The sequence below is a fragment of the Vicinamibacterales bacterium genome, assembly GCA_036496585.1.
GTDB lineage: Bacteria > Acidobacteriota > Vicinamibacteria > Vicinamibacterales > 2-12-FULL-66-21 > JAICSD01.
The window spans coordinates 187662-210771 of sequence record DASXLB010000022.1; the positions used below are offsets into that span (position 1 = coordinate 187662).

The window sequence follows — 23110 nt, forward strand, 5'->3', positions numbered from 1 at the left end:
CTCCCGTGGGACTTCGACGGTGACCCGCTGCAAGCGTCTTGCCCTGCACAGGTCAACAGGTAGCTGGGCGGTCAGAATACCAACCGGCCGCGCGGCCGGTCAACCGTAAAACCAAGCGACTCAACAATAAGCAGAATCGTCCGCTGTCACACCTTTGGGAGGCCTTCAGCCCGATTTCCCGAGTGGCCGAGGCTCCCGGGCATCGCCACCGTGAAGGTCTTACCGGGGCCACTGCGCCTGGACGAAGACCCGATGCTGTTCGCCGAGGTCCCTCGCCGCCGGCGTAACGATTGTGCGCTCGCCGATTACAATTCTGCGCGCCTGGCGAACCGCCTGGCGCACGTCTTCCTCACAGACGAAATCAGCGGGCTTGTCCTCGATCCGCGCGTCTTTGGTCGGCTCGGTCGGCGGCTTTGTCTCCGCCGATTGAGTACTTGTTGTCGGCGCGAGCGCCGGGGCCTTATACCCCCGCGAGCCGAGAAATTCGTCGATCCGGCGTGCGAGCACGTCGGCCCCGATTCCGGCGGGCGGCGGCGGCGCCGCGGGCGGACGGGGGAGGCGCGCCCGCACGAACGCATCCACCGCGGCGGAGGCTTCTGGAGCGGCGCCCGCCGCAGTCGACACCGCAGGATTGGTTTCGTACGCCAGGCGCTTGACGTTAATCAGGTGGCGCGGCGAGATGTTGTCGGACGTGATGTTGCCGCCCCATCCGCCGCAGCCCAGGGTCATCGACGGATCCAGACCAGTGGTCAGCCCGATCGAGCCGTGCGTCGTCGGAGTGTTGACCACGATGCGGTAGGCCGGCTTCTTGAGGCCGAACTCGAGAATGATCTGATCGTTGCGGGAGTGGATCGACATGGTGTGCCCCATGCCGCCATAGCGCAGGATCTGTTTGCACCGCTCGCAGCCTTCTTTCCAATCGGCGACGGTATAGAAGGACAGGACGGGCGCGAGCTTCTCGATTGACAGGGGGTAGTCCCGTCCCACGCCGTTCAGTTCGGCAATCAGCACCCGGGTCGACGGCGGAACGCTGATCCCGGCACTTTGTGCGATGACCGTTGCCGGGCGTCCGACCAGCGCCGGATTCGGCAGACGGTTGGCGCCGAGCAGCGCCGTGGCGACCTTGTCAGCCTCGTCGGCATTGAGGAAGTACGAGCCGTTGCGGATGAACTCGCGCTTCACCTCTTCGACGATCGCTGCGTCGGCCACCACCGAATTGGGCGACGAACAGAGCACGCCGTTGTCGAACGTCTTGCCCGTGACGATGTCGCGCACGGCTTTGGGGACGTCGGCGGAGCGCTCGATATACGACGGCGCGTTGCCCGGACCGACGCCGTAGGCCGGCTTGCCGGCGGAATAGGCGGCGCGCACCAGCCCCATGCCTCCGGTGGCGAGGATGACGGCCGTTTCCCTGGCCTTCATCAATTCCTGCGTGCCCTCCAGTGTCACGGTGGTCATGCAGTTGATCGCCCCGTCGGGGGCGCCGGCGCGGCGCGCTGCCTCGCGCATGATTTCAGCGGTGCGCGCGATGCACCGGACCGCGGACGGATGGGGACTGATGACGACGGGGCAGCGCGCCTTCAGGCATATCAGGATCTTGTAGATCGCCGTCGAGGTCGGGTTGGTCGTCGGGACGATGGCGCAGACGACGCCGAAGGGATCGGCGATCTCGATGACCTTGCGATCCTCGAGCCGGGCGATGACGCCGACGGTCTTCATCGGCCGGATGAACTTGTAGATCTTCTCGGACGCGAAGAGGTTCTTCTGGACCTTGTCGGCGATGACGCCGTACCCGGTTTCCTCGTGGGCGAGGCGGGCGAGGGCTTCGGCCTGCGGCGTGACGGCGGCCGCCATCGCGTCGACGATCGCGTCGATCTGTTCCTGGGTGAACTCTGCGAGGAGCGGTGCCGCCGCGTGTGCCTGGCGCGCGAGCGACCGCGCTTCGGCTATCGAGGCGAGATCGCGATCCGTCTGGGCCATGGACTACCCGTCATCGACATTCGGCAATGAGGCCGCGGGCGGACTGGCTAGCCTTTGGCGTCTTTCGGCGGCTTCGGCAGGATCTTTTCGACTTCGCTGTGCGGGCGGGGAATGACGTGGACCGAAATTAGCTCGCCGACGCGGCGCGCCGCCGCGGCGCCGGCGTCGGTCGAGGCTTTCACCGCGCCGACGTCGCCGCGCACCAGCACGGTTACATAGCCGGCACCGATGTACTCCTTGCCGACGAGGACGACGTTCGCCGCCTTGACCATTGCGTCGGCCGCCTCGATGGAGCCGATGAGGCCCCGCGTCTCCACCATCCCGAGCGCTTCCACGTCGTGAACGCTAACATATTGCTGTACCTGCCACAACTGCTGTACCATCCGCGGCTGGTCTCAACATAGAAATGCCTATAACAGCTCGTGGGTTGCTCTCCGTAGGTCTCGTCGTCCTCGCGCTTGCCGGTTGTCACGGCAAGCAGGAGAACGAGCCGGCCGTCGCCAGTCCCTCGCTGTCGTTCAGCCGCGATCGCGTTCCGATCGGCAGCGCCGTCACGCTCACCTACAAGTTCGTCGTCGCGCCGGGCGCCACGTTCGACAAGGACTACTGGGTGTTCGTGCATGTGCTCGACCCGGAAGGGGAGCAGATGTGGACCGACGACCACCTCCCGCCGACGCCGACCAGCAAGTGGCAAGCGGGCCAGACAATCGAATACAAGCGGACGATCTTCGTGCCGAACTATCCCTACATCGGCGAAGCCAACGTCCGGCTGGGCCTCTACGATCCAGGGACCGGCAAGCGGCTGGCGCTGAGTACGACGGAGGCGTCGCGCCGGGAATACCTGGTCGCCAAGGTCCAGATCCTCGCGTCTTCCGAGAACATCTTCCTGATTCCCAAGGACGGCTGGCACCCCACCGAGGTCGACGCGAAGAATCCGCAGAGCGAGTGGCAGTGGACGAAGAAGACGGCGACCATCGCGTTCAAGAACCCGAAGAAGGACGCGACGCTGTATCTGCAGTATGACGCGAGGGTCGACCTGTTCACGCCGCCGCAGCAGGTGACGCTGAAGATCGGCGATCAGGCGGTGGGGCAGTTCGCGGCCGACGCGAAAGCGCCCACCCTGGTGACGTTCCCGCTGACCGCGGCGCAGCTCGGATCGGGCGATATGGTCGAGCTGACGATCGACCTCGACAAGACGTTCCGGCCCGGCGGCCCCGATCCGCGCGAACTGGGGATCCGCGTCTTCCACACCTACGTCGAGCCGAAATAGCCGGCGCGGAGGGGCGACAAGCTGGACTGTAGTGTTTCTGGACAGTCGGCCAACCAAGTGCTAGGATCGGTCGTCCCAATGCAAGTGCTGAAGTTCGTTCGTTTCGTGGCGGCGGCATGTGCGTGCGTCCTGGCGACCGCTTCGATGGCGTCGGCGGAGATTGTCTACATGACCTCCGGCGGGACGCTCTCGGTGAAGGGACACACGGTCGACGGCGACTCGATCACGCTGTCGCTTCGCAACGGCGGCACGGTGACCTGCGACAAGGAGCTCATCGACAGGATCGTGCCCGACGAAGTGCCGCACCCGGATCCGGCGCCGCCGGCCCTGGCGCCGATCGCGCCCGCAGCCGCCGCGGCGCTGACGAAAACGACCCAGCTCCACGATACCGCCTACGCCAACCTGATCGAATCGGTCTCGGCGACCTACGGTGTCGACCCGATTCTCGTGCAGGCGCTCATCCAGGTCGAATCGAACTACAACCCGCGGTCGCGTTCTGCCAAGGGGGCGATGGGGCTGATGCAGTTGATGCCGTCGGTTGCCAGGGAATACAACGTCCGGAACGCCTACGATCCGGCGTCGAACGTCGACGCGGGCGTCCACAAGCTGAAGTCGCTGATCGAGTCGATGCGGGGAGACCTGTCGCTGGCCCTGGCGGCCTACAACGCTGGCGAAGCGGCGGTGAGCAAGTTCGGCGGTGTCCCCCCCTACCGCGAGACGCAGCACTACGTGTCGCGGATCCTGGCGCTCGTCGGCGCGCGGTAAGACACGCAACAGCCAGCCGGCCCCAGGCCAGCCGGGCCCCCGGCCAGCCCGGACCCAGCCAGAGCCCGCATAACTCCGTCTAATCCAATTAGTTGTGTAATATTGTGTGGCTGAACGCACGCGCCCGCCGCCGCCAGGCCGCCAACTGACGCGCGGACGCGGGAGTCGGGCGCGGCCACGCACCCACTGAGCGGAATAACAGATGGAGTTCAGATGCAGGCTCGGCACGCCCGGTGGCGAGATCACCGAAGGCGTCTACGTCGCGGATAGCGAGGCCCGGCTCCGCCGCGAGTTCGAGGACAAGGGTCTGTATGTCCTCGCCATCCAACAGGCGGGCCGCCGCGCGCTCGCCGGCGTTCGCCTGCCGCCGCTGCCGAGGCGCCGCAAGGTCTCGAGCCGCGAATTCCTCGTGTTCAACCAGGAACTGGCGACGCTGCTCAAGGCCGGCATGCCGCTCGTCCAGTCGCTGGACATCCTGCGGCGCCGCGTGACGAACCCGACCCTGAAGGCGGTGCTCGACGACGTGCACGAACGGGTGCGGTCTGGGAGCGCGCTTTCGGAGGCGTTCGAGGCGCACGGCGCTCTGTTCCCCGGCGTCTACACCGCGTCGCTCCTTGCGGGGGAGAAGTCGGGCAGTCTCGAGGCGGTGCTGCGCCGCTACGTCAACTACGTGAAGATCGTCTCGGGCGTGAAGCGCAAGACGGTCTCGGCGCTGGTCTACCCGGCGATCCTGGTCCTGTTGTCGCTCTGCGTCGTGACCGTCATCGTCGTCAAGGTCGTGCCGGAGTTCGGCGCGTTCTACAACCAGTTCGGCAAGGAACTGCCGCTGTCGACGCGGATCATCGTCGGCGTGTCGGAGTTCGTGACGACGTATTACTTCCTGATTTTCGCCGCGATCGCGGCCGCGGCGATCGGGGGCTACGCCTGGGTGAAACGGCCCGGCCAGCGGAGGCGACTCGATCGCCTCCTGCTCAAGCTGCCGATGATCGGCCCGATCGCGCAGAAGTTCTCGACCGCGCAGGGCTCGCGGACGCTGGCGACGCTGCTCGGCGGCGGCATTCCGCTCGTCAACGCGCTCGAGGTCACGGCGCGGTCGATGGGGAATCAGTTCATGGCCGCCGAGATGGTGACGGCCGCGCAGCAGGTGCGTGAGGGACGCTCGCTCGCCGCCGCCATGCAGGATAGCGGCATTTATCCCGACGTCGCGCTCAAGATGGTCGAGGTCGGCGAGTCAACGGGCGCGCTGCAGGAGATGCTCAACAGCCTGTCCGACTTCTACGACGAGGAGATCGACACCAACCTGGGCCGGTTCATCACGGTCGTCGAGCCGGCGCTGCTGGTGATCATGGGGATCGTCATCGCAGGGCTGCTGCTGTCGCTGTATATGCCGCTCTTCAATTTGTCGTCGGCGGTCAGTGGTTAGGCGGCCGTGGGCCGTGGGCAGTAGGCAGTAGGGAGCATGGACAACAACACGACCGCGGCGGCGGACCACAACGAGCTCTATGCCGATGCGGCGGCGCCGCAGCGATCGGCGGCCGAACTGGCGGCCGAGGTCGCCGAGGCGCACCGCCTTGCGGACCGCTACCGGCTGCCGTTCCTCGACCTGGCGCACTTCAACATTGATCACGATCTGTTCCGAACGATTCCAGCCGAGCTGATGCTGCGCTACGGCTTCGTCCCCTACCGGCGCGAAGGGGGCACGCTCGCGATCGTCGTCAGCGATCCGCGGGACCTGCCGATGATCGACGAACTCGCCGTGCATCTCGGCTCGCCGATTCGCGTGCTGGTCGCCCCGCACTCCGCGATCCAGGGCATCCTCAAGAAGAGCGAGAGCTCGACGCGCGTGCTCGAGGAGGCGACCGAGAGCTTCCAGCTGCAGATCCTCCGCGAAGACGAACAGGGCGAAGAGCAGCTCACGGTCGAGAAGCTCACCGCCGACACCAGCCCGGTGATCCGGCTCGTCGACACCACCATCTACACCGCGCTCCAGCGGCGGGCGAGCGACATCCACATCGAGACCCAGGACGACGCGGTCTACGTGAAGTACCGCATCGACGGCGTGCTGCAGTCGGCGATGCGGCCGATCGACAAGCGCTTCCACAGCACGATCATCTCGCGCGTCAAGGTCATGGCGGAGCTCGACATCGCCGAAAAGCGCGTCCCGCAGGACGGCCGCTTCCGGCTCCGGCTGGGCGGCAAGACGATCGACTTCCGCGTCTCGGTGATGCCGAGCGCCCACGGCGAGGACGTGGTCATCCGCATCCTCGACAAGGAGTCGATCAGCGAGCAGTTCACCGAGCTGCGCCTCGACATCCTGGGCTTCCCGGAGGACGAGCTGCGCCGGTTCCGCAAGTACATCCGCGAGCCGTACGGGATGGTGCTGGTGACCGGACCAACCGGCTCGGGCAAGACCACGACGCTCTACGCCGCGCTTTCCGAGATCAAGACGATCGAGGACAAGATCGTCACCATCGAGGATCCGGTGGAGTACCAGCTGCGCGGCATCACCCAGATTCCGATCAACGAGAAGAAGGGCCTGACGTTCGCGCGCGGCCTGCGCTCGATCCTCCGCCACGATCCGGACAAGATCATGGTCGGCGAGATCCGCGACAACGAGACGGCGCAGATCGCCATCAATTCGGCGCTGACCGGCCATCTCGTGTTCACGACCGTGCACGCCAACAACGTCATCGACGTCCTGGGCCGCTTCCTCAACATGGGCGTCGAGGCCTACCAGTTCGTGTCGGCGCTCAACTGCGTGCTGGCGCAGCGGCTCGTGCGCAACATCTGCGTGCACTGCAAGCGCCCCGCGAAAGTCAGCCGCGCGCAGCTGCTCGAGTCGGCGCTCGACCCCGATCTGGCTGATGCCGGCCGGTTCTTCGAGGGAGCCGGCTGCATCGAATGCGGAGGCACCGGCTTCAAGGGGCGCACAGCCATATGCGAGCTGCTCGATCTGTCCGATAACATCCGCGAGATCATCCTGGCCCGCCGTCCCAACTCCGAAATCAAGAAGGCGGCCCGCGACGAGGGGATGCGCTCCCTCCGCGAGTCGGCCGTGGAGCAGGTGCTGGCCGGCAAGACGACGCTGCGCGAGGTCAACAAGGTGACCTTCGTCGAGTAACCGATGTCGAAGCTGCCCGCCTTCCTGGTGAGCCCGCCGCCGTCGGTCGGCGTCGAGATTGCGGCCGATCGCGTCACCGCGGTGTCGCTGACCCGTCAGGCCGGCGCCTGGGTCGTGGCCGCGCACGGCACCGAACGGGTCGCCCCGGGCGTCGTGACGCCTGCCCTCAACGCCTCGAATGTGCACGACAGGCGCGCCTTATCGGCAGCGCTGCGCTCGGCGTTCGATCGCCTGGGGGTGCGGCCGCGCCGGGTCGGGCTCGTCATCCCCGACACTGCGGCCAAGGTCTCGCTGCTGCGCTTCGAGAAGGTGCCGGCCGCCTCCGATCTCGATCAATTGATCCGCTGGCAGGTGCGCAAGGCAGCGCCGTTCAGGCCGGAGGACGCGCAGATCTCGTGGGTGCCGGCGGCGCCGATTCCCGGTGGCGGACGCGAATACCTGGTGACGATGGCCCGCCGTGACGTCGTCGAGAGCTACATGCACGCGTGCGCCGATGCCGGCGCCGCGGCCGGCATCGTGGACCTCGCCTCGCTGAACCTGATCAACGCGGCGCTGGTGAGCGCCGGTTCCGCGCCGGGAACCGGCGACTGGCTCGTCGTGCACGTGGCCTCCGACTACGCGACGCTGGCGATCGTCCGCGACGGCCAGTTGATCTTCTTCCGCAACCGCGCCTCGGCCGGCTCGGGGCCGTCCGCGCCGGGCAACGCCGCGCCGTTCGACGGCGACGGCGATCTCGCCGATGTGGTCCACCAGACGGCGATGTATCACGAGGACCGTCTGGGCGGACAGCGGTTCGCGCACGTGGTCCTCTCCGGCGCCGCGGCGCGCGGCGCCGAGGTCGCGGAGCGGCTGCGGCAGGTGCTCGAGGGGCGGATGGGCGTGCGGGTCGAGTCGCTCGACTTCCGCGGCACGGCCGCGATGCGCGATCGGATTGGAGCGGGGCCGGAACTGCTCGATGCGCTGGCGCCGGCCGTCGGCGTGGTGCTGCGGGAGCGCGCCGCCTGATGCTGCGCGCGAATCTGTCGACCCGCCCGTTCTACAACGAACGCGCCATCCACGTGGCGGTGGCGCTCGTCGCCGCGCTGGTGCTCGCCGTCACGATATGGCAGGTCGCGCGGGTCGTCCGCCTGTCGCGCTACAAGACCGAGCTGACCACGGCGATCAACCGCGACCGCCGCGAGACCGAGACCGCGGCGCGCGAGGCGCAGCAGATCCGACGGGGCCTCGATCAGAAGCAGTTGACCGCGCTCTCGGCCTCCGCCAAGGAGGCCAACAATCTGATCGCGCAGCGCACGTTCTCGTGGACGCAGCTCTTCAACGAAATCGAGACTACGCTGCCCGACAACGTGATGCTGATGGGGGTGCACCCGGAGATCAAGGACGGCCTGACCCGGCTCAATCTCGACGTGCAGGGGCGCACCGAAGACGAGATCGACGCGTTCTGGGATCGTCTCGAGAAAACCGGACGCTTCCACAACGTGGCGTGGAGCAACGTCAGCGTCACCGAAGACGGGCTGCAGCGGATGGTGATGAATGCCACCTACACCGCAAGCCAGCCGTCAGCGCGGCCGGCCTCGGCTGCTCCGGCGGCGCCTCGCGGAGGGACTGAGTGACGTCGCTGCAGCGCGTGTTCACCGACAAGCGCCGGCTCGTCGTGCCGCTGGGGCTGTTCGTCCTGGCGAACCTCGCCCTGTTTGCGGTGGTCGTGTTTCCGCTCGGCCGCCAGGTGCTGAACGCCGAGGCTGAGGCGCGGGTGCAGCACGAGCAGCTCAACGCCGCGCGCTACGACTTGAAGAGCGCGAAGGCCACCGTCACCGGCAAGTCGCAGGCCGACGCGGCGCTCCAGAAGTTCTACAAGGAGGTCCTGCCCGGCGACCAGGGGGTTGCGCGGCGGATCACCTACACGCGTCTCGCCCGGATCGCGCACGAGGCCAACGTCCGCCTCGAGCACGGCACCAACACGGTCACGCGCGAGAAGGGCAGTTCGCTGTCGAAGCTGACGACCACCTATACGCTCACAGGCGACTACCGCAACGTGCGGCGGTTCATCTATGCCATCGAGACGGCGCCCGAGTTCATCGTCATCGAGAACGTCGGCTTGCAGTCGGCCGCGGAACCGCAGCAGCAGTCGAACCATGGCCTGGGCATGACGCTCGACATCGCCACGTATTTCCGGTCGGAGAATGGCGGTCAGTAGCCCGGCGCCGGCCGCCGCCCCGATCCGCCCCCGTCCGGTGCTTCTCGGGCTGCTCGCGGCCGCGCTGGTGGGTCTGATCGCGTATCTCCTGTGGCCGGCGGCCGCCACGCGGCCCGCTGCGTCTAATCCTCCAAGGGAACAGCGGAGGCAGGCTTCCCCGCAGCAGGAGACGGCAGCGACCGGACCGCTGAGTGTGCGGATCGACGCGCTGAAGCAGACGCCGGCGGCTCCGGAAGAAAAGGGGCGCAACCCGTTCCGGTTCTACGTCCCGCCGCCACCGCCCCCGCCGCCCGCGCCGGCGCCCCCTTCCCTGGGGCCGACCGGGTCGGGCGGAACGACGATGAACCCGGCCGGGCCGCCGCAGCCGATGGGGCCGCCGCCGATCCCGTTGAAGTTCATCGGGAAGGTGGAGGTGAAGGGACGTACGGTGGCGATCTTCACCCCGACCGATAAGCACGGTATGCCGGTGTACGCGGGCGAAGGGGAACTGGTGCTCGGGCAGTACCGGGTCGTCAAGATCGGCGTGGAATCCGTCACGCTCGAATATCTCGACGGCACCGGGCGACAGACGATTCCGATGCGCGGATGAGGTGACATGACACGCAAATTGGCAGGACTGCTCGTGCTCGCGCTGGTCGCCTCCGGCTGCGCGGCGTCGCAAGCCTTCCGGCATGGGCAGGACGCCGCCCGGGTCAGCGACTGGGACACCGCCATCAAGTTCTTCACCAAGGCGGTCCAGGAGAATCCCGACAACGGCGAGTACCGCATCCACCTGCGCCGCGCGCAGGACGAGGCCTATCACGATCACACCGAGCACGCGCGCGAACTCGAACGGCGCGACGACCTCGAGGCGGCGTTGGTCGAGTACCGCAAGGCGCTCGAGATCACGTCGACCGATCGGGTCGTCGAGGCCAAGGTCTCCGAGCTGGAACGCAAGATCCGCGAGCGTGTGGAGGCGACCCGCGAGCGTCCGCGGATCGAGCAGCTCCAGCAGCAGGCCCGGCCCGCCAACGCGCCGCCGCTGCTGAATCCCGCGTCGCGCGAACCGCTGCGCATGAACTTCGGGCAGCAGGCCAGCCTGCGCGACATCCTCAACTTCATCGGCACCGCGTCGGGCATCAACATCAACTACGACCAGCAGTTTCAGGAAAAATCCTACGGCCCTGTGAATCTGGACGGCGTGACGCTCGAGGAAGCGCTGAACCAGGTGCTGTCGGCGAACCAGTATTACTACAAGGTCACCGGGCCCCGGACCATCATCGTCATCCCGGATCAGCCTGCCAAGCACCAGCAGTACGACGATCTCGTGATGCGGGTGTTCTACATCAACCACGCCGACGCGACCGAGCTCTCGCAGTTGGTGAACAGCCTGATGCGCATCCCGCAGATGCCGGTGCCGCCGATGGTGATGCCGAACAAGACGGCGAACACCATCACCGTCCGCGCCACCGCACCGGTCATGGACGTGACCGAGCGGCTCATCCGGGCCAACGACCGTCCGCGCGCCGAAGTCCTGCTCGACATCCAGATCCTCGAGGTCAACAACGCCCGCGTGAAGAAGTACGGTATCGATTTGAGCCAATACGCGCTCAACCTGATCTTCTCGCCCGAGGTCGCGCCGCCGAACGCCGGCGGCGGCGCCGTCAGCGCGCCCCCCCCGTTCAATCTCAACACCATCAGCCAGGGGGTCAGCACCAACGACTTCTACCTCGGCGTGCCCTACGCGGTCGTCAACTTCCTCGAGCAGGACTCGCAGTCGCGGACGCTCGCCAAGCCGCAGCTGCGCGGCTCGGAAGGGCAGCAGATGACGCTGAATCTCGGCCAGGACATTCCGGTGCTGCAGACGGTGTTCGGCGCCGCCGCCGCCGGCGGCCTCGCGACCACCCCGACCTCGTCGTACAGCTATCGGACCGTCGGCGTCATCCTCGACATCACGCCCGCGGTGACCTACGAAGGGGAAGTCCGCCTCAAGATCTCGGTCGAGAGCAGCGCGCTCGGCAGCGACGTCAACGTCGGCGGGCAGTCGGCGCCGTCGTTCACCTCGCGCAAGGTCACGACCTATCTCCGGCTGCGTGAAGGGGAGGCGAATCTGCTCGCCGGCCTGATCCGGCAGGACAAGACCAAGTCGAGAAGGGGCGTCCCCGGGCTCGGTCATATTCCCGGGATCAACGCGGTCTTCACACAGAACGACGTCAACGATCAGGACAACGACATCGTGATGCTGATCACGCCGCACATCGTGCGTGATCATGAGCTCTCGAAGGAAGATGTCAGCAACATCTACATCGGTACGCAGGGGAACATCGGGCTGTCCGGGCCGCCGGCGCTGATTGCGGCGCAGCCCGAAGCGGCCGCCCCACCCGCGCCGGCTGCCGCGCCAGGCGGCCAGCCGCTGCCTGGCAACGTGCCGCAGACGGGCGCGCAGGGGCCGCCGGTCGCGGCGCGACCCGGAAACCAGAACCCGAACCCGGCCGCGCCGCCAGGTACGGCAGCGGTGCCGTCGTACGTGCAGACGCCGACCGCGCCGCCGACGCTGCCGCCGACCGCAACCGGTCAGGCGACGCCGTCGGTGCCGGCCGCGGGCGCGGCGATTCCGACCCAGACGACGCTGCCTCCGGTCGGGGCGCTGCCGCCGACCACGTCTCCGGCAGCGGCTGGTGCGGCTCCTGCCGGCGCCAATACGCCGCCTGCCGGCGCCAATACGCCGCCTGCCGGCGTCAACACGCCGCCAGCTGGCGCCAACGCGCCGATGCCGGCAGCGACGCCGTCGGCCGCGAACCCATCGGCTGTGACGCCGCCGGCTGCGACCGACGCGGCCGCCGGCCGAGGCACGAACGCGTCGACGCCGGCGCAGATCATCGTCACGGCTCCGGGCACCGAGTTCCGCGTCGGCGGCGGTCCCTACACCGTGCCGATCACGATCAACAACGCGACGCGTATGTCGACGCTGACGCTGACGATCACCTACAACCCGGCGGTCCTGCGCGTCCGCACCGCGACCGAGGGGACGTTCATGCGCCAGGGAAACGTCACGGCGAGCTTCGCGCCGAAGATCGACGGCTCGACCGGTCGCGTCGACCTGGTGATCAGCCGCGCCAACGATCAGACCGGCGCATCGGGCGCCGGCGTCATCGCGGCGCTGATGTTCGACGCGGTGGTGCCGGGGACGAGCACGATCGGGATCAGCGGCGTCGCGCTGGGTCCGAACGGTTCGCCGGTGCCGATCACCTCGTCGCCGGTCACCGTGACGGTGCGATAGCGCGTCAGGCGGCGGCAAGCGGCACGGCTGGAATTCGAGACGACATGTGGGGCACGATGGCGACGCGATTCGCTCAGCGGTGGGTTCGGGAACGGCGCTCGCGCCGCGGCGAAGGCGGATTCACGTTCGTCGAGCTGCTCGTCGTCTGCGCCATCCTGCTGATCCTCGCCTCGGCCGCGATGCCGCTCGCCAAGGTGAGCATCCAGCGCGAGCGCGAAAGTGAGCTGCGGCGGGACCTGCGCGAGATGCGCACCGCGATCGACAAGTTCAAGGACCTGGCGGATGCCGGCGGGATCTCGGCGTTCGACATCAAGGCCGGCTCGGAGAATTATCCGGCCACCCTGCAGCAGCTGGTCGACGGCGTGGGCAAGGCGAACGACGCCACCGGAACGAAGGTCAAGATGTTGCGGCGCATTCCGATCGATCCGATGACGCATTCGACCGATTGGGGCATGCGCGCCTATTCCGACCGGCCGGATTCCACGTCGTGGGGCGGCAGCAGCGTGTTCGACGTCTACTCGAAGTCGGAAGGCAAGGCACTCGATGGCACGAAATACAAAGACTGGTAGCGCAACGCGCGGCACGTGGCGCGAAAAAGGTTTTACGCTCGTCGAGCTGCTGATCGTGATCTCGCTAATCTCGATCCTCGCGGCGATGGGCCTGGTCCAGTACAAGAATTCCGTCGCGTCGTCGCGCGAGGCGGTGCTGCGCACCGATCTCTTCCGGATGCGCGACGCGATCGATCAGTACTACGCCGACAAGGGCAAGTATCCCAGCGGTCTCGACGCGCTGGTCAGCGACGGCTACATGCGCAAGGTGCCTGAGGATCCGGTCGCGAAGTCGAGCGACAGCTGGGTGACGGTCCCGGCCGAGCCCGATCCGAACAGCCCGAACAGCGAGGCCGGCATCTACGACGTCAAGAGCGGCGCGCAGGGCACCGCCCTCGACGGCAGCGCCTACTCGGACTGGTAGCGCCTCGGGCGCCACCCAGTCACAGCAGCTTCGACCCCGCCCCGATCCGCGCGAGCACGTCGGCACGTCGTCGCGCCGCCCCGGGCTTGGCGAAGACGAGATACGCGCAGCGCGCCGGCGATCGCCTGCTCATGTAGCCGTCGTAGACGCCGTGGAAGGCGCGCTCGATTTCGACCTCGCGCACGAACCCAGCGGCCTCGAAATGGCGCACCCACCACGGAGCCGTCGCCCAGGTCAGATGGCCGTGGATCGGATAGCCGGTCCCGTCGGTGTGCAGCGTGTGCAGCAGGCCGTCGCGCGCCTCTTCCGCCCAGGCGTCGAGATAGAAAGGGAAGACGGTCCCGAAGACCTCGTCCTCGCCGAACGCCGGGATGTTACAGAACAGGTACGCGTCGTCGCGTGTGATCTGCGCCATCCTGGCGATGTAGGCGTCGATCTTGTTCGGGTTGAGGTGCTCGAAGACGTCGAGACCGAACACGAGGTCGTATTTCGGCGGCAGATCGATCGCCAGCAGATCTCCCTGATGGATGCGCGGACGAATACGGTCCGACGCCCTGGCGATCGCCATCGCGCTGATCTCGACTCCCACGGCCTCGATGCCGAGATCGTCGAGGCATTGCAGGACCGCGCCGGCCGCCGTCCCCAGCTCGAGCGCCGCTTGCGGCGCGAACGCGGCGATCATCTCGGCGACCAGACGCTTGTCGAAGTCGACGTCGAGGATCCAGACGCCAGGCTCCTCGTAATAGCCGTTGGCGATGATCGCCGACTCCAGCCAATCGAAGTCGGACGACGACGCCGCGTCGAAGACGAGGATCGACTGCTGGCTGTGCCGATCGACAGTGCGCCGATAGCGCTCGGGCCGTTCCACCACCAGGTTGGGCAGCGTCGACGGTGCGGCCGGCGTCAGCGATCGCTGGAACTCTGGCGAACGCATGATGTCGAGAAGGACGGCGGTGCGGCGGACTCCCGAGCGGAGCACGCCGGCATAGAAGTCGAGGCCGCCCTGGTCGGCGTCGCGCCCGAGAATGTCGCGAAAGGCGGCGTCGACGAACTCGCGATCGCCGACCAGGACCGGCTCGAGCCGCGCCTTCAGATACTTGATCAGCCGCAAGTCCTACTGCACGTCGAGTTGCAGGGCCGCCGTGCCGATCTCGCAGCCGCTGACGCCGAACACGTCGACGCGCACGTTCTTCACGCCGCGGCTGGTGAACGTGTGCGAGAGCTGCGGTGCGCTGGTGGTCTGGGTTCCCGTGCCGTCGTCGAAGGTCCACACGTAGCGCGACACCTGCGCGCCGGTGACGCCGCCGGCGGTGAACGTCACCGGCGAGGCCACGGTGGGCGTGCCGTTGCTGCTCGAGAGCGTGATCGGCAGCGCGCCGATGATCACCGTGGTCGAGAGCGATCCCGATCCGCCGGCGAGATCGGTGGCGGTGGCGGTTGCCGTGTAGGTACCGGGCGAGCAATAGGCGTGCGATGTCTGCACAGCCGTCGCGCCGCTGATGGCGCCGAGGTCGGTGCTCGAGCCATCGCCGAAATTGACGCGGACGTTCAACAGGTTCGCGTTGGTGTTCGGCGTCACGCTGAAGGCGACCGGGGTGCCGGCGGTCGTCGCGTTGGGCGTGGCGGTGAAGCCGGACAGGCCGAAGGCGCTGACCGTGATGGTGGCGGTCGCGGTGACCGGCGCGCTGCCGGTGCCGGCGCCGTTGACGGTCGCCGTCACTTTTGCGGTGGCGGTCGTGGTGAGCGTGGCGTTGGCGACGCCGTTCGAATCAGTGGTCGCCGTCGACGGCGACACCGAGCCCTTGTCGGTGGAGAAGGTGACCGCCACCCCAGACACCGCTGAGCCGCCCGTGTCGGCGACCGTGGCCTGTACCTGAACGGAGCCCCCCGACGAGCCGAGCGACTGCGGCGTGGTGGTGACGTTGACGCTCGCGACGGAGGCCGCGCCAACCTTGATTTGCGCGGTACTCGAGGCGCCGCCGGAATACGCCGTGATCACCGCGGTTCCGCTGGCGCCTCCGGTGATCAGCTGGACCGTGACCTGGCCGTTGTTCGTCCGCGCCTCGGAAGGCTCAATCCGTCCAATCGTCGTCGTAAAAGTGATCAGCGTCCCGTTCTGCACGGGCGTCCCGGCACCGGTGGTGCTGGTGACGCCGCTGCCGGCGCCGGATCCGGCTGAGGCCACGCCGTTTTCGATGACAGTGGCGACGATCGGAATCTGACCGTTGAGCGGCGCGCTGTTGGCCTCGGGAATGAGTGTGATCACACTGCCGGTCGGCGCCAGCAGGGGCACCTTGTCGCACGCGGCGACGAGCGCGAGCGGCACCAGAAGGAGCGACAGGATGACGCAGCGGCGGTGTGCTACCATAAATGGCGCTAACAATAGTAGTCTCATGAGTTTACGGGGTCAAGACGTGCCTTCGCGGTCCGGCGGCGCGCGCGGCTACGCGATGGCGGCGCTGCTCGTCACACTGGCGGTCATGGCCGTGATGATGTCGGTGGTCCTGCCGGTCTGGCGCCACGACATCCAGCGGGAGAAGGAAGAGGAGCTCGTCTTCCGCGGTCAACAGTACGTGAGAGCGATTCGGCTCTTCAATCGGCGGACGAACTCGCTGCCGACGCGCGTCGACGATCTCGTGCAGGGTCGTTATCTCCGCAAGAAGTTCAAGGACCCGATCACCAACGACGATTTCGATCTGATTTCCGCGGCGAATCCGAATCCCGCCGGTCAGGTGGGCTCGACGCTGCCGGGTGGCGGCGGCACCACGCAAGCGATCAGCGGCGGCCCGCCGGCGTCGACCGGACGCCTGGGCGCGAACAGCGAGAGCACCGCCAACAGTTCGTCGAACGGCACCGTCCCGGGCGGTATGCTCGGCGTTCGCAGCAAGAGCAAGGCTGAATCGGTCCGGCTCTACCTGAACCGCAACCATTACAACGAGTGGATGTTTATCTTCCAGGGCCTCGGCGCAGGCGGCGGCCGCGGCGGGCTGCCGGTCGGCCCCGGCGGACGCGGCGGTCCAGGGTTCCCGGGCGGCCGTGGCGGCCCCGGCTTCCCTGGCGGTCCCGGTCGAGGCCCCGGGCGCACCGGCGGCCCGGGCGATCCCGGCGGCGGCCGCCAAGGTCCCCCAGGCGGATTCGAAGTGCCCGGCAGCGGGCCGATTCAACTGCCCGGTCGGGGACGTGGCGGTCACTGAGAGAGTTGGCACTGCTGGTTAGGACGCCGGGAGAGAGTGGGCAGTTGGAATGCGAAGCTGGCAGGTGGCAGGCACGGCCTACTGCCTGCTGCCCACTTCAGCTGCCAACTCTTCATGCACCTGTCGCCGCACCGATCGAATCCGATTGTTGTCGCGCGTCGGATGCACGCGATTGGTGAGCAGCACGACATAGAGATCCCGTTCGGGATCGATCCACAGCGAGGTGCCGGTGAACCCGGTGTGCCCGACGGCTCGCGCCGAGAGCCGCGTGCCGCACGAAGACGTGGGCAGCATCGTGTCCCATGCCAGGGCACGCGAGCTGCCAGGGACGCTCGATTTGCGAACGAACCGGGCAAGCGTCGCGCGTCGGACGCCCAGGTGCTCGACGGTGTCGCCCGGAGTCGACGAGTCGAGCAGACCGGCGAGGATGGCGCGCGCGAACGCGCCGACGGCCGATGCCGTGCCGAACATGCCGGCGTGACCCGCGACGCCTCCGAGTGTCCAGCAGTTCTCGTCGTGAACTTCGCCCTGCAGCAACCGGCCGCGCCACAAGTCCAGCTCGGTCGGGGCGCAGCGGGGGCCGAGCGCGCGCGGCGGCGTGAACCCGAGCCACGCATCCGCATCGCCTGCGATCGCTGACATCGAGGGGAGATCCGATAGCGGGAAGCCGACGTCCTCGAGGATGAATCCGAGCAGGATGAAACCGAGGTCGCTGTAGATCGACTGGGTGCGCGGCGAGTACTCGAGCGGCAGCGTGCAGATGGCGGTCTCGAAATCCGCGCGGCCGCGGTGATCGCGGAAGAACGGCAGGTAGGCCGTCAGCCCTGACGCGTGCTCGAGCAGATCGACAATGCGCACGCCAGCCCGGTCGTCACCGCGCCAAGCGGGCAGGTAGTCGGTGAGCCGGCGTTCGAGCGAGACCGCTCCGGCGTCGATGGCGCGCATCGCTTGTGTCGCGGTGGCGATGACTTTGGTCAGCGATGCGAGATCGTAGACCGTGGACAGCGTGACGCGCGGTGAATCGGCCGCGTAGGTCAGCGTTCCAAACGCGCCACTCCAGCGGCCCTCACGGCTTCCCGCCTCGACGACCGCGCCCGGAAAGACCCGCGCCTGTATCGCAGAGTCGATGATGGAGCCAACCAGCCTCAAGAAAGCCTCAGGACCCTCAGCACCGCTGGCACCCCTGGCACCCCTGGCACCCTTAGCACCAGCACCTTTAGCACCTTTAGCACCCTTGGCACCTTTGGCACCGGGGCCTTGTTTCCCCCCTCACCTCGGCGTCGCTTGCGGATTCGTCGCGCTGGCCGCGAACGCGCCCCTGCTGACTCTCGCCAGGTAGTCGGGTTCCTTCGCACCGATCAGGCTGTCGTAGGAAAACAGCACGAACCCCGCCGTGCCGAGGCGGCGCGCCGCCTGGATGTCCTCGATCGTCTGCGCCGGTGACAAACGGTAGGCGCCGATGCCGGCCCAGACAGTGTGGGCGCCGGCGGCTTCGCGGACCGCGGCAATCTGGTCCACGAAGCGTGCCGGCTCCTGCGTGTACGCCATCGGCGCGATCGCGTCGACGAGGCCGTCGGCGAGCCAGGCGCGCCAGTCCTGCAGCCGCTCTTCGGCCGCGTCCTGCGGGTCGGGCGCCACGGCGGCGCTAAGTACGATCGACGGTTTCACCGCTCGAAGCGCCTGACGCACGCCGGCGACGAGCGCCGTCATGCGCGCGCGGCGGAAGGCCTTCCACTCGGCCGGAAACCGATCGGGATACGCGAACAGATCGTCGGCGGCGGCCGCATCGATCTGTGCGCGGACCGCAGCCGCCAGCCGCGGGCGCAGGTCGCCGCGGAACTCGGCGATCGCGAAGCGGCTGTAGTCGAACTGCGGATTCGGAAAGCGGGCGTAGTCGAGATGCACACCGTCGATGTCGTAGCGGCGGGCGAGGTCGGTGACCACCGTCTCGAAGTAGGCGACCGCGGCGGGCGTCACGGGTGAGACGTAGAGCCCCTCGACCGTCTCGAGCTGCCCGCGGGTCCAGCGCGCGATCCGCCCTGCGTACCCGGGGTTGGTCGGATCGACATGCGCCAGCTCCTGCGCGATCGGCCTCGGCACCATCAGCCACTCTGGATGCCGCGCGAGCAGGTGTTCCGGCGACACCGGTAGATCGACGGCGCTCGAGATCAGGTTCACCGACACCCAGGCGTGGACGCGAAGGCCGGCCGCGTGCGCGTCGGCGAGCAGTGTCGCGAGGGGATCGAAAGACGCCGGCTGGCGGGCGAGATCTGCGGCGCGCGGCTCGATGGCGCTCGTGTAGTAGGCGTCACCGCGCCCTCGCACCTGCACGAGCAGCGTGTTGAACCCCTGTTCGCGCGCCGTGCGCACGAGCGTCGCGATGCTCGCTGGCGAGTTCAACGACGAGCGCAGCACCCACAGCGCGCGCGTTTCCGCCACGCTGACGGCGGGCTGCGCGTGCACACCCGCCGCCGGGGCGCCGCCGAGCGCGACGAACGCCGTCGCCGCGATGGCCAGCAGCGCGATGCGACGACCGCGCCGGAAGCCCGTGGGAAACATCATGGGAACAGCTGAGTGTACCATCGTAGTCACGCCCATGCACGTGCTTGGAATCGACGCGGGAGGAACAAAGACCGTTTGCCAGCTCGCTGACGCGGCTGGGAATGTGCTCGCGGAAGCCCGCCGCGGCGGCGCCAACCTGCAGGCCGCGGGGGAGCTGGAGGTCGAGAAGACGCTCTACGAGGTGATGGAGGCGGCGCTGGCGGGGCACGACGTCGTGCCAAGCGCCATCTGCCTCGGCATCGCCGGCGTCGATCGGCCCGACGACGCGCGCGTCGTCGGCGGCATCATGCGGCGGATCGGCTACAAGGCGCGCCTTCTCATCGTCAACGACGCGCTGGTGGCGCTCGAGGCGGGCGCGCCGGGGCGTCCTGGCGTTGTCGTGATCGCCGGTACCGGGTCGATTTGTTACGGGCGCAACGATCGCCGCGAAGCCGCGCGCGCCGGCGGATGGGGATTCGTGCTGGGCGACGAGGGGAGTGGTTACTGGATCGGCCGCGCCGCGCTGCGCGCGGTGCTGCGCCAGGCCGATCGGCGCGGCCCCGCGACCGCGCTCACGCCGCTCCTGCTCGCGCACTACGGCGTGCCCCGCGCGCAGGAGGTGATTCACCACGTCTATGCCGAATCGCTCCGACCCGCGGCGCTCGCCGCGCTGGCGCCGGTCGTCATGCGCGCCTTCAGCGCCGGCGACCAGGTGGCGGCCGGGATTCTCGAACGCGCCGCCGCCGAGCTCGAGTCGTCGGCGCTGATCGTCGCGCAACGGCTCGGCATGACGGGCTCGTCGTTTCCCTTTGTCCTCTCCGGCGGCATCTTCCGGGCGGTGCCGTGGCTCGAACAGGAGTTGGCGCGCCGGCTGCCGATGGCCTCGCCGGGGAGCTCGACGCGGCTGCTCGAGGACGAACCGGCGATCGGCGCCGTGCGGCTCGCGATCGCCGAGGCGCGCGGCGGCTACACGATTCCTTCGTACAAGGCGGATGCGTGAAGATCACGGTCATCGACAACGATCGGGCGCTGGCGCGGACGCTCGCGGTGCAGATCGCCGCCATGCTGGGCCAGCGCCCAGCCCTCGTCTTCGGACTGGCGACCGGGCGGACGCCGGTGCGGCTCTACCATGAGCTTGGCGCGCTGCACGCGAACGGACAGGCCGATTTCTCGCTCGCGACCACGTTCAATCTCGACGAGTTCCTCGGCATCGCCGGCGATCACCCGGGCAGTTTCCGCACGTTCATGCACGAGCATCTGTTCTCGCGGGTCAACGTGCCGCCCGCGCAGATCAACTTCCTCGACGGCGCGGCTCCCGACCCCGACGCCGAATGCGCGCGCTACGAAACGGCGATCGCGGCGGCCGGCGGCGTTGACCTGCAGATCCTCGGCATCGGCACCAACGGCCACATCGGCTTCAATGAACCGGCGCGCGTGCTCGAGCCCCGTACGCACCGCGTCACGCTCAAGGCCTCGACGCGGCGGAGCAACGCCGTGCTGTTCGGCGGCGATCCCGACAAGGTGCCGGCACAGGCGTTGTCGATCGGGATGGCGACGATCCTCCACGCGCGGCGGATCGTCCTGATCGCGACGGGGAAGGCGAAGGCGAAATGCGTCGAGCGGATGGTCAGGGGCCCGATCGACACGAGGCTGCCGGCGTCGTTCCTGCAGCTCCACCGCGACGCCGAACTGCTGCTCGATCGAGCCGCGGCGTCGGTGCTGCAGCCGGACGCGCCGCCCTGAAGGGCCTGGCTCCTTCTGTACTTGTAGCGCAGGGCTTCAGCTCTGCCATCCGCCGAGAGGGGCCTCAGCCCTGCCGCTCACGCTGTCCGAGGAGCTCGCGGAGGCGGGGCTCGATGTCCTCGCCGATCGCCTCGCGCACCGAGTTGTCGGCCTGCCGCAGCCGCTTCATCGCCTGCGGCAGCGTGAGGCCGGCCTTCTGCATCACGATCGCCGCCTTGACGTTCCAGCGCGCGCGCTTGAGCAGCGATTCCGCCTCGGTCGGATCGAGGCCGGTCACGACGTTGAGGATGCGCTTGGCGCGGTCTTTCAGTTTTTCGGACCCGGTCTTCACGTCGACCATCAGGTTGCCGTAGGTCTTGCCCCACTTGATCATCGCGATCGTCGTGAGCATGTTCAGCACCATCTTGGTCGCGGTGCCCGCCTTCAGCCGTGTCGAGCCGGCGATGATCTCCGGGCCGACGCTGGGGGCGATCAGCAGATCGACGAAGTTCTGGAGTTCCGACCCCGGCCAGCAGGTCACGAAGATGATCTTGGCGCCCGCCTTCCGCGCGCGGGTCAGCGCGCCGCGGACGAACGGGGTGATGCCGCTCGCCGAGACACCGATGAGGACGTCCCGATTCGACAGGCGCAGCCGCGCGACGCTGCGGCCGCCTTCCTCGTAGTTGTCCTCGACCCCCTCCTTGGCCTCGAACACCGCCGCCTGCCCGCCGGCCATGATCGCCTGGACGAGTCTGGGATGCGTTCCAAACGTGGGAGGCATCTCCGATGCTTCTACCACGCCGAGACGCCCGCTCGTGCCGGCGCCGACGAAGATCACGCGTCCGCCCTTGCCGAGTGACTGCGCGATGATCTCGACGCCGTGCGCGATCTTCTCTTTTTCCTTGTGTACCGCCGCGACGACCTTGCGATCCTCGTTGACGATCATGTCGACGATGTCGCGGACAGGCGCCTTGTCGACGGCGAGACTCGCGGGATTGATCTGCTCGGTGGGTAGCGACTGCCACTTCGAAGGGGGCGGACTGGCCATCGGACGGTAGTCGCTAGTATAGACTCAGCCGAGATGGAAGCGGAGACGGATCCGAACCTGCTCGACGTCGACGTGGCCGAGGTCGCCGGCCGCCTCGAACGCGAGCTGGCCCGCGCGATCGTCGGCCAGCAGCGGGTGGTGCGCGAGATCCTGATTGCCTTCCTCGCCGGCGGCCACTGCCTGCTGCGCGGCGTACCGGGCCTGGCCAAGACGCTGCTCATCAAGACGCTCGCCGAAGCCGTCGACCTCCGGTTCAACCGCATCCAGTTCACCCCGGACCTGATGCCGTCCGACATCATCGGCGCCGAGGTCGTGGAAGAGGATCGCGCCAGCGGCAAGCGGATGATCCGGTTCCTGCGCGGTCCGATTTTCGCCAATATCATCCTCGCCGACGAGATCAACCGCACGCCGCCCAAGACGCAGGCGGCCCTGCTCGAAGCGATGCAGGAGAAGCAAGTCACCGTCGGCGGGAACAAGCATCGGCTGCCAAGCCCGTTCTTCGTGCTGGCGACGTAGAACCCAATCGAGCAGGAAGGGACGTATCCGCTGCCGGAAGCGCAGCAGGATCGCTTCATGTTCAACATCAAGGTCGAATACCCGGCCGAGGATGAAGAGTTCCGCATCATCGAAACGACCACGCGACGCAACCCCGTGACCATCGAGCGCGTCGTCAATGCCGAGGATTTGCTGGCGATGCAATCCGTGGTGCTACAGGTGCCGGTGGCCGACCACGTGATCCGCTACGCCATGCGCCTGACTCGCAAGACGCGCGTGGACGCGGACGATGCCCCGGACTTCGTGCGGAACTACATCACGTGGGGAGCGGGCCCGCGTGCAAGCCAATTCCTGGTGCTGGCCGGCAAAGCGCGAGCGCTCTTGCGTGGCCGGCCCTATGTGGCAACGGAAGACATCCGGGCGGTGGCAGCCCCCGTGCTGCGACATCGCCTGATCACGAACTTCAATGCGGAAGCTGATAGCGTGAAGCCGGACGACATCGTCAAGCGCCTGATCGAGGCGACACCTGTGGAAAAGTAGGCGAGC

The 23110-nt window shown here is 67.8% G+C and carries 22 protein-coding genes and 1 pseudogene; 16 read left to right on the forward strand and 7 right to left on the reverse strand.

Annotated elements, in window-relative coordinates; genetic code table 11:
• Positions 1 to 219: 219 nt before the first annotated feature.
• Together VGI12_07660 and VGI12_07665 are read right to left on the reverse strand one after the other, a co-directional pair.
• Positions 220 to 1980, reverse strand: a complete 1761-nt coding sequence (locus VGI12_07660; GenBank protein ID HEY2432536.1) for an aldehyde dehydrogenase family protein — start codon at positions 1978 to 1980, stop codon at positions 220 to 222.
• Between the two features lie 47 nt (positions 1981 to 2027).
• Complete coding sequence (locus tag VGI12_07665; GenBank protein HEY2432537.1) at positions 2028 to 2300, reverse strand: BMC domain-containing protein; 273 nt, start codon at positions 2298 to 2300, stop codon at positions 2028 to 2030.
• 107 nt (positions 2301 to 2407) lie between these two features.
• Here VGI12_07665 and VGI12_07670 point away from each other — a divergent pair, with 107 nt between their 5' ends.
• The 11 genes from VGI12_07670 to VGI12_07720 all read left to right on the forward strand — a co-directional run bounded on the left by VGI12_07670 (position 2408) and on the right by VGI12_07720 (position 13564).
• Positions 2408 to 3250, forward strand: a complete 843-nt coding sequence (locus VGI12_07670; GenBank protein HEY2432538.1) for a hypothetical protein — start codon at positions 2408 to 2410, stop codon at positions 3248 to 3250.
• A 78-nt stretch (positions 3251 to 3328) separates the two neighbouring features.
• Entirely contained in the window at positions 3329 to 4015 is a 687-nt protein-coding gene (locus tag VGI12_07675) for a lytic transglycosylase domain-containing protein (protein ID HEY2432539.1), read from the forward strand.
• A gap of 202 nt (positions 4016 to 4217) precedes the next feature.
• Positions 4218 to 5438 carry a type II secretion system F family protein gene (locus VGI12_07680; GenBank protein ID HEY2432540.1) on the forward strand — a complete coding sequence of 407 codons (1221 nt, stop codon included), beginning with the start codon at positions 4218 to 4220 and terminating at the stop codon, positions 5436 to 5438.
• 36 nt (positions 5439 to 5474) lie between these two features.
• Positions 5475 to 7136 (forward strand): GspE/PulE family protein, encoded by a 1662-nt coding sequence (locus VGI12_07685; GenBank protein HEY2432541.1) that lies wholly within the window; start codon positions 5475 to 5477, stop codon positions 7134 to 7136.
• A 3-nt stretch (positions 7137 to 7139) separates the two neighbouring features.
• Positions 7140 to 8141 (forward strand): pilus assembly protein PilM, encoded by a 1002-nt coding sequence (pilM, locus tag VGI12_07690; GenBank protein HEY2432542.1) that lies wholly within the window; start codon positions 7140 to 7142, stop codon positions 8139 to 8141.
• Complete coding sequence (locus tag VGI12_07695; GenBank protein ID HEY2432543.1) at positions 8141 to 8749, forward strand: PilN domain-containing protein; 609 nt, start codon at positions 8141 to 8143, stop codon at positions 8747 to 8749. The genes pilM and VGI12_07695 overlap by 1 nt, the downstream gene beginning before the upstream one ends.
• Entirely contained in the window at positions 8746 to 9333 is a 588-nt protein-coding gene (locus tag VGI12_07700; protein HEY2432544.1) for a GspMb/PilO family protein, read from the forward strand. The genes VGI12_07695 and VGI12_07700 overlap by 4 nt, the downstream gene beginning before the upstream one ends.
• Positions 9320 to 9922, forward strand: coding sequence for a hypothetical protein (locus VGI12_07705; GenBank protein HEY2432545.1), 603 nt, complete (start codon positions 9320 to 9322; stop codon positions 9920 to 9922). The genes VGI12_07700 and VGI12_07705 overlap by 14 nt, the downstream gene beginning before the upstream one ends.
• Before the next feature lie 6 nt (positions 9923 to 9928).
• Positions 9929 to 12592 (forward strand): secretin N-terminal domain-containing protein, encoded by a 2664-nt coding sequence (locus tag VGI12_07710; protein HEY2432546.1) that lies wholly within the window; start codon positions 9929 to 9931, stop codon positions 12590 to 12592.
• Positions 12593 to 12636: 44 nt separating this feature from the next.
• Positions 12637 to 13161 carry a type II secretion system protein gene (locus VGI12_07715; GenBank protein ID HEY2432547.1) on the forward strand — a complete coding sequence of 175 codons (525 nt, stop codon included), beginning with the start codon at positions 12637 to 12639 and terminating at the stop codon, positions 13159 to 13161.
• On the forward strand, positions 13136 to 13564 hold the full coding sequence (locus VGI12_07720) for a prepilin-type N-terminal cleavage/methylation domain-containing protein (GenBank protein ID HEY2432548.1): 429 nt from the start codon (positions 13136 to 13138) through the stop codon (positions 13562 to 13564). Before VGI12_07715 ends, VGI12_07720 begins: the two co-directional genes overlap by 26 nt.
• A gap of 19 nt (positions 13565 to 13583) precedes the next feature.
• Here VGI12_07720 and VGI12_07725 read toward each other — a convergent pair whose 3' ends face one another.
• Entirely contained in the window at positions 13584 to 14675 is a 1092-nt protein-coding gene (locus VGI12_07725) for a DUF4214 domain-containing protein (protein HEY2432549.1), read from the reverse strand.
• Between the two features lie 3 nt (positions 14676 to 14678).
• Positions 14679 to 15932 (reverse strand): PKD domain-containing protein, encoded by a 1254-nt coding sequence (locus VGI12_07730; GenBank protein HEY2432550.1) that lies wholly within the window; start codon positions 15930 to 15932, stop codon positions 14679 to 14681.
• A gap of 25 nt (positions 15933 to 15957) precedes the next feature.
• Between VGI12_07730 and VGI12_07735 the strand changes: the two genes are divergently transcribed.
• Positions 15958 to 16758, forward strand: coding sequence for a type II secretion system protein (locus tag VGI12_07735; GenBank protein ID HEY2432551.1), 801 nt, complete (start codon positions 15958 to 15960; stop codon positions 16756 to 16758).
• A gap of 78 nt (positions 16759 to 16836) precedes the next feature.
• Here the strand turns inward: VGI12_07735 and VGI12_07740 are convergent, their stop codons facing one another.
• Complete coding sequence (locus VGI12_07740; protein HEY2432552.1) at positions 16837 to 17907, reverse strand: serine hydrolase domain-containing protein; 1071 nt, start codon at positions 17905 to 17907, stop codon at positions 16837 to 16839.
• A 120-nt stretch (positions 17908 to 18027) separates the two neighbouring features.
• On the reverse strand, positions 18028 to 19320 hold the full coding sequence (locus VGI12_07745) for a family 10 glycosylhydrolase (GenBank protein HEY2432553.1): 1293 nt from the start codon (positions 19318 to 19320) through the stop codon (positions 18028 to 18030).
• Positions 19321 to 19354: 34 nt separating this feature from the next.
• Between VGI12_07745 and VGI12_07750 the strand changes: the two genes are divergently transcribed.
• Positions 19355 to 20299: a BadF/BadG/BcrA/BcrD ATPase family protein gene (locus VGI12_07750; protein HEY2432554.1), complete on the forward strand. Its 945-nt coding sequence runs from the start codon at positions 19355 to 19357 to the stop codon at positions 20297 to 20299.
• A complete protein-coding gene (gene nagB / locus VGI12_07755) occupies positions 20296 to 21042 on the forward strand; it encodes a glucosamine-6-phosphate deaminase (GenBank protein ID HEY2432555.1) in 747 nt (248 codons plus the stop codon). The genes VGI12_07750 and nagB overlap by 4 nt, the downstream gene beginning before the upstream one ends.
• Before the next feature lie 64 nt (positions 21043 to 21106).
• On the opposite strand, the gene murQ is transcribed toward nagB, so the two are convergent.
• The gene (gene murQ, locus VGI12_07760; GenBank protein ID HEY2432556.1) at positions 21107 to 22069 is read right to left on the reverse strand and encodes an N-acetylmuramic acid 6-phosphate etherase; all 963 of its coding nucleotides are present in this window, start codon (positions 22067 to 22069) and stop codon (positions 21107 to 21109) included.
• A 33-nt stretch (positions 22070 to 22102) separates the two neighbouring features.
• Between murQ and VGI12_07765 the strand changes: the two are divergent.
• Both VGI12_07765 and VGI12_07770 read left to right on the forward strand, forming a co-directional pair.
• Positions 22103 to 22636, forward strand: a pseudogene (locus VGI12_07765) (AAA family ATPase).
• A 6-nt stretch (positions 22637 to 22642) separates the two neighbouring features.
• Entirely contained in the window at positions 22643 to 23104 is a 462-nt protein-coding gene (locus VGI12_07770) for a MoxR family ATPase (GenBank protein HEY2432557.1), read from the forward strand.
• The last annotated feature ends 6 nt before the right edge of the window (positions 23105 to 23110 follow it).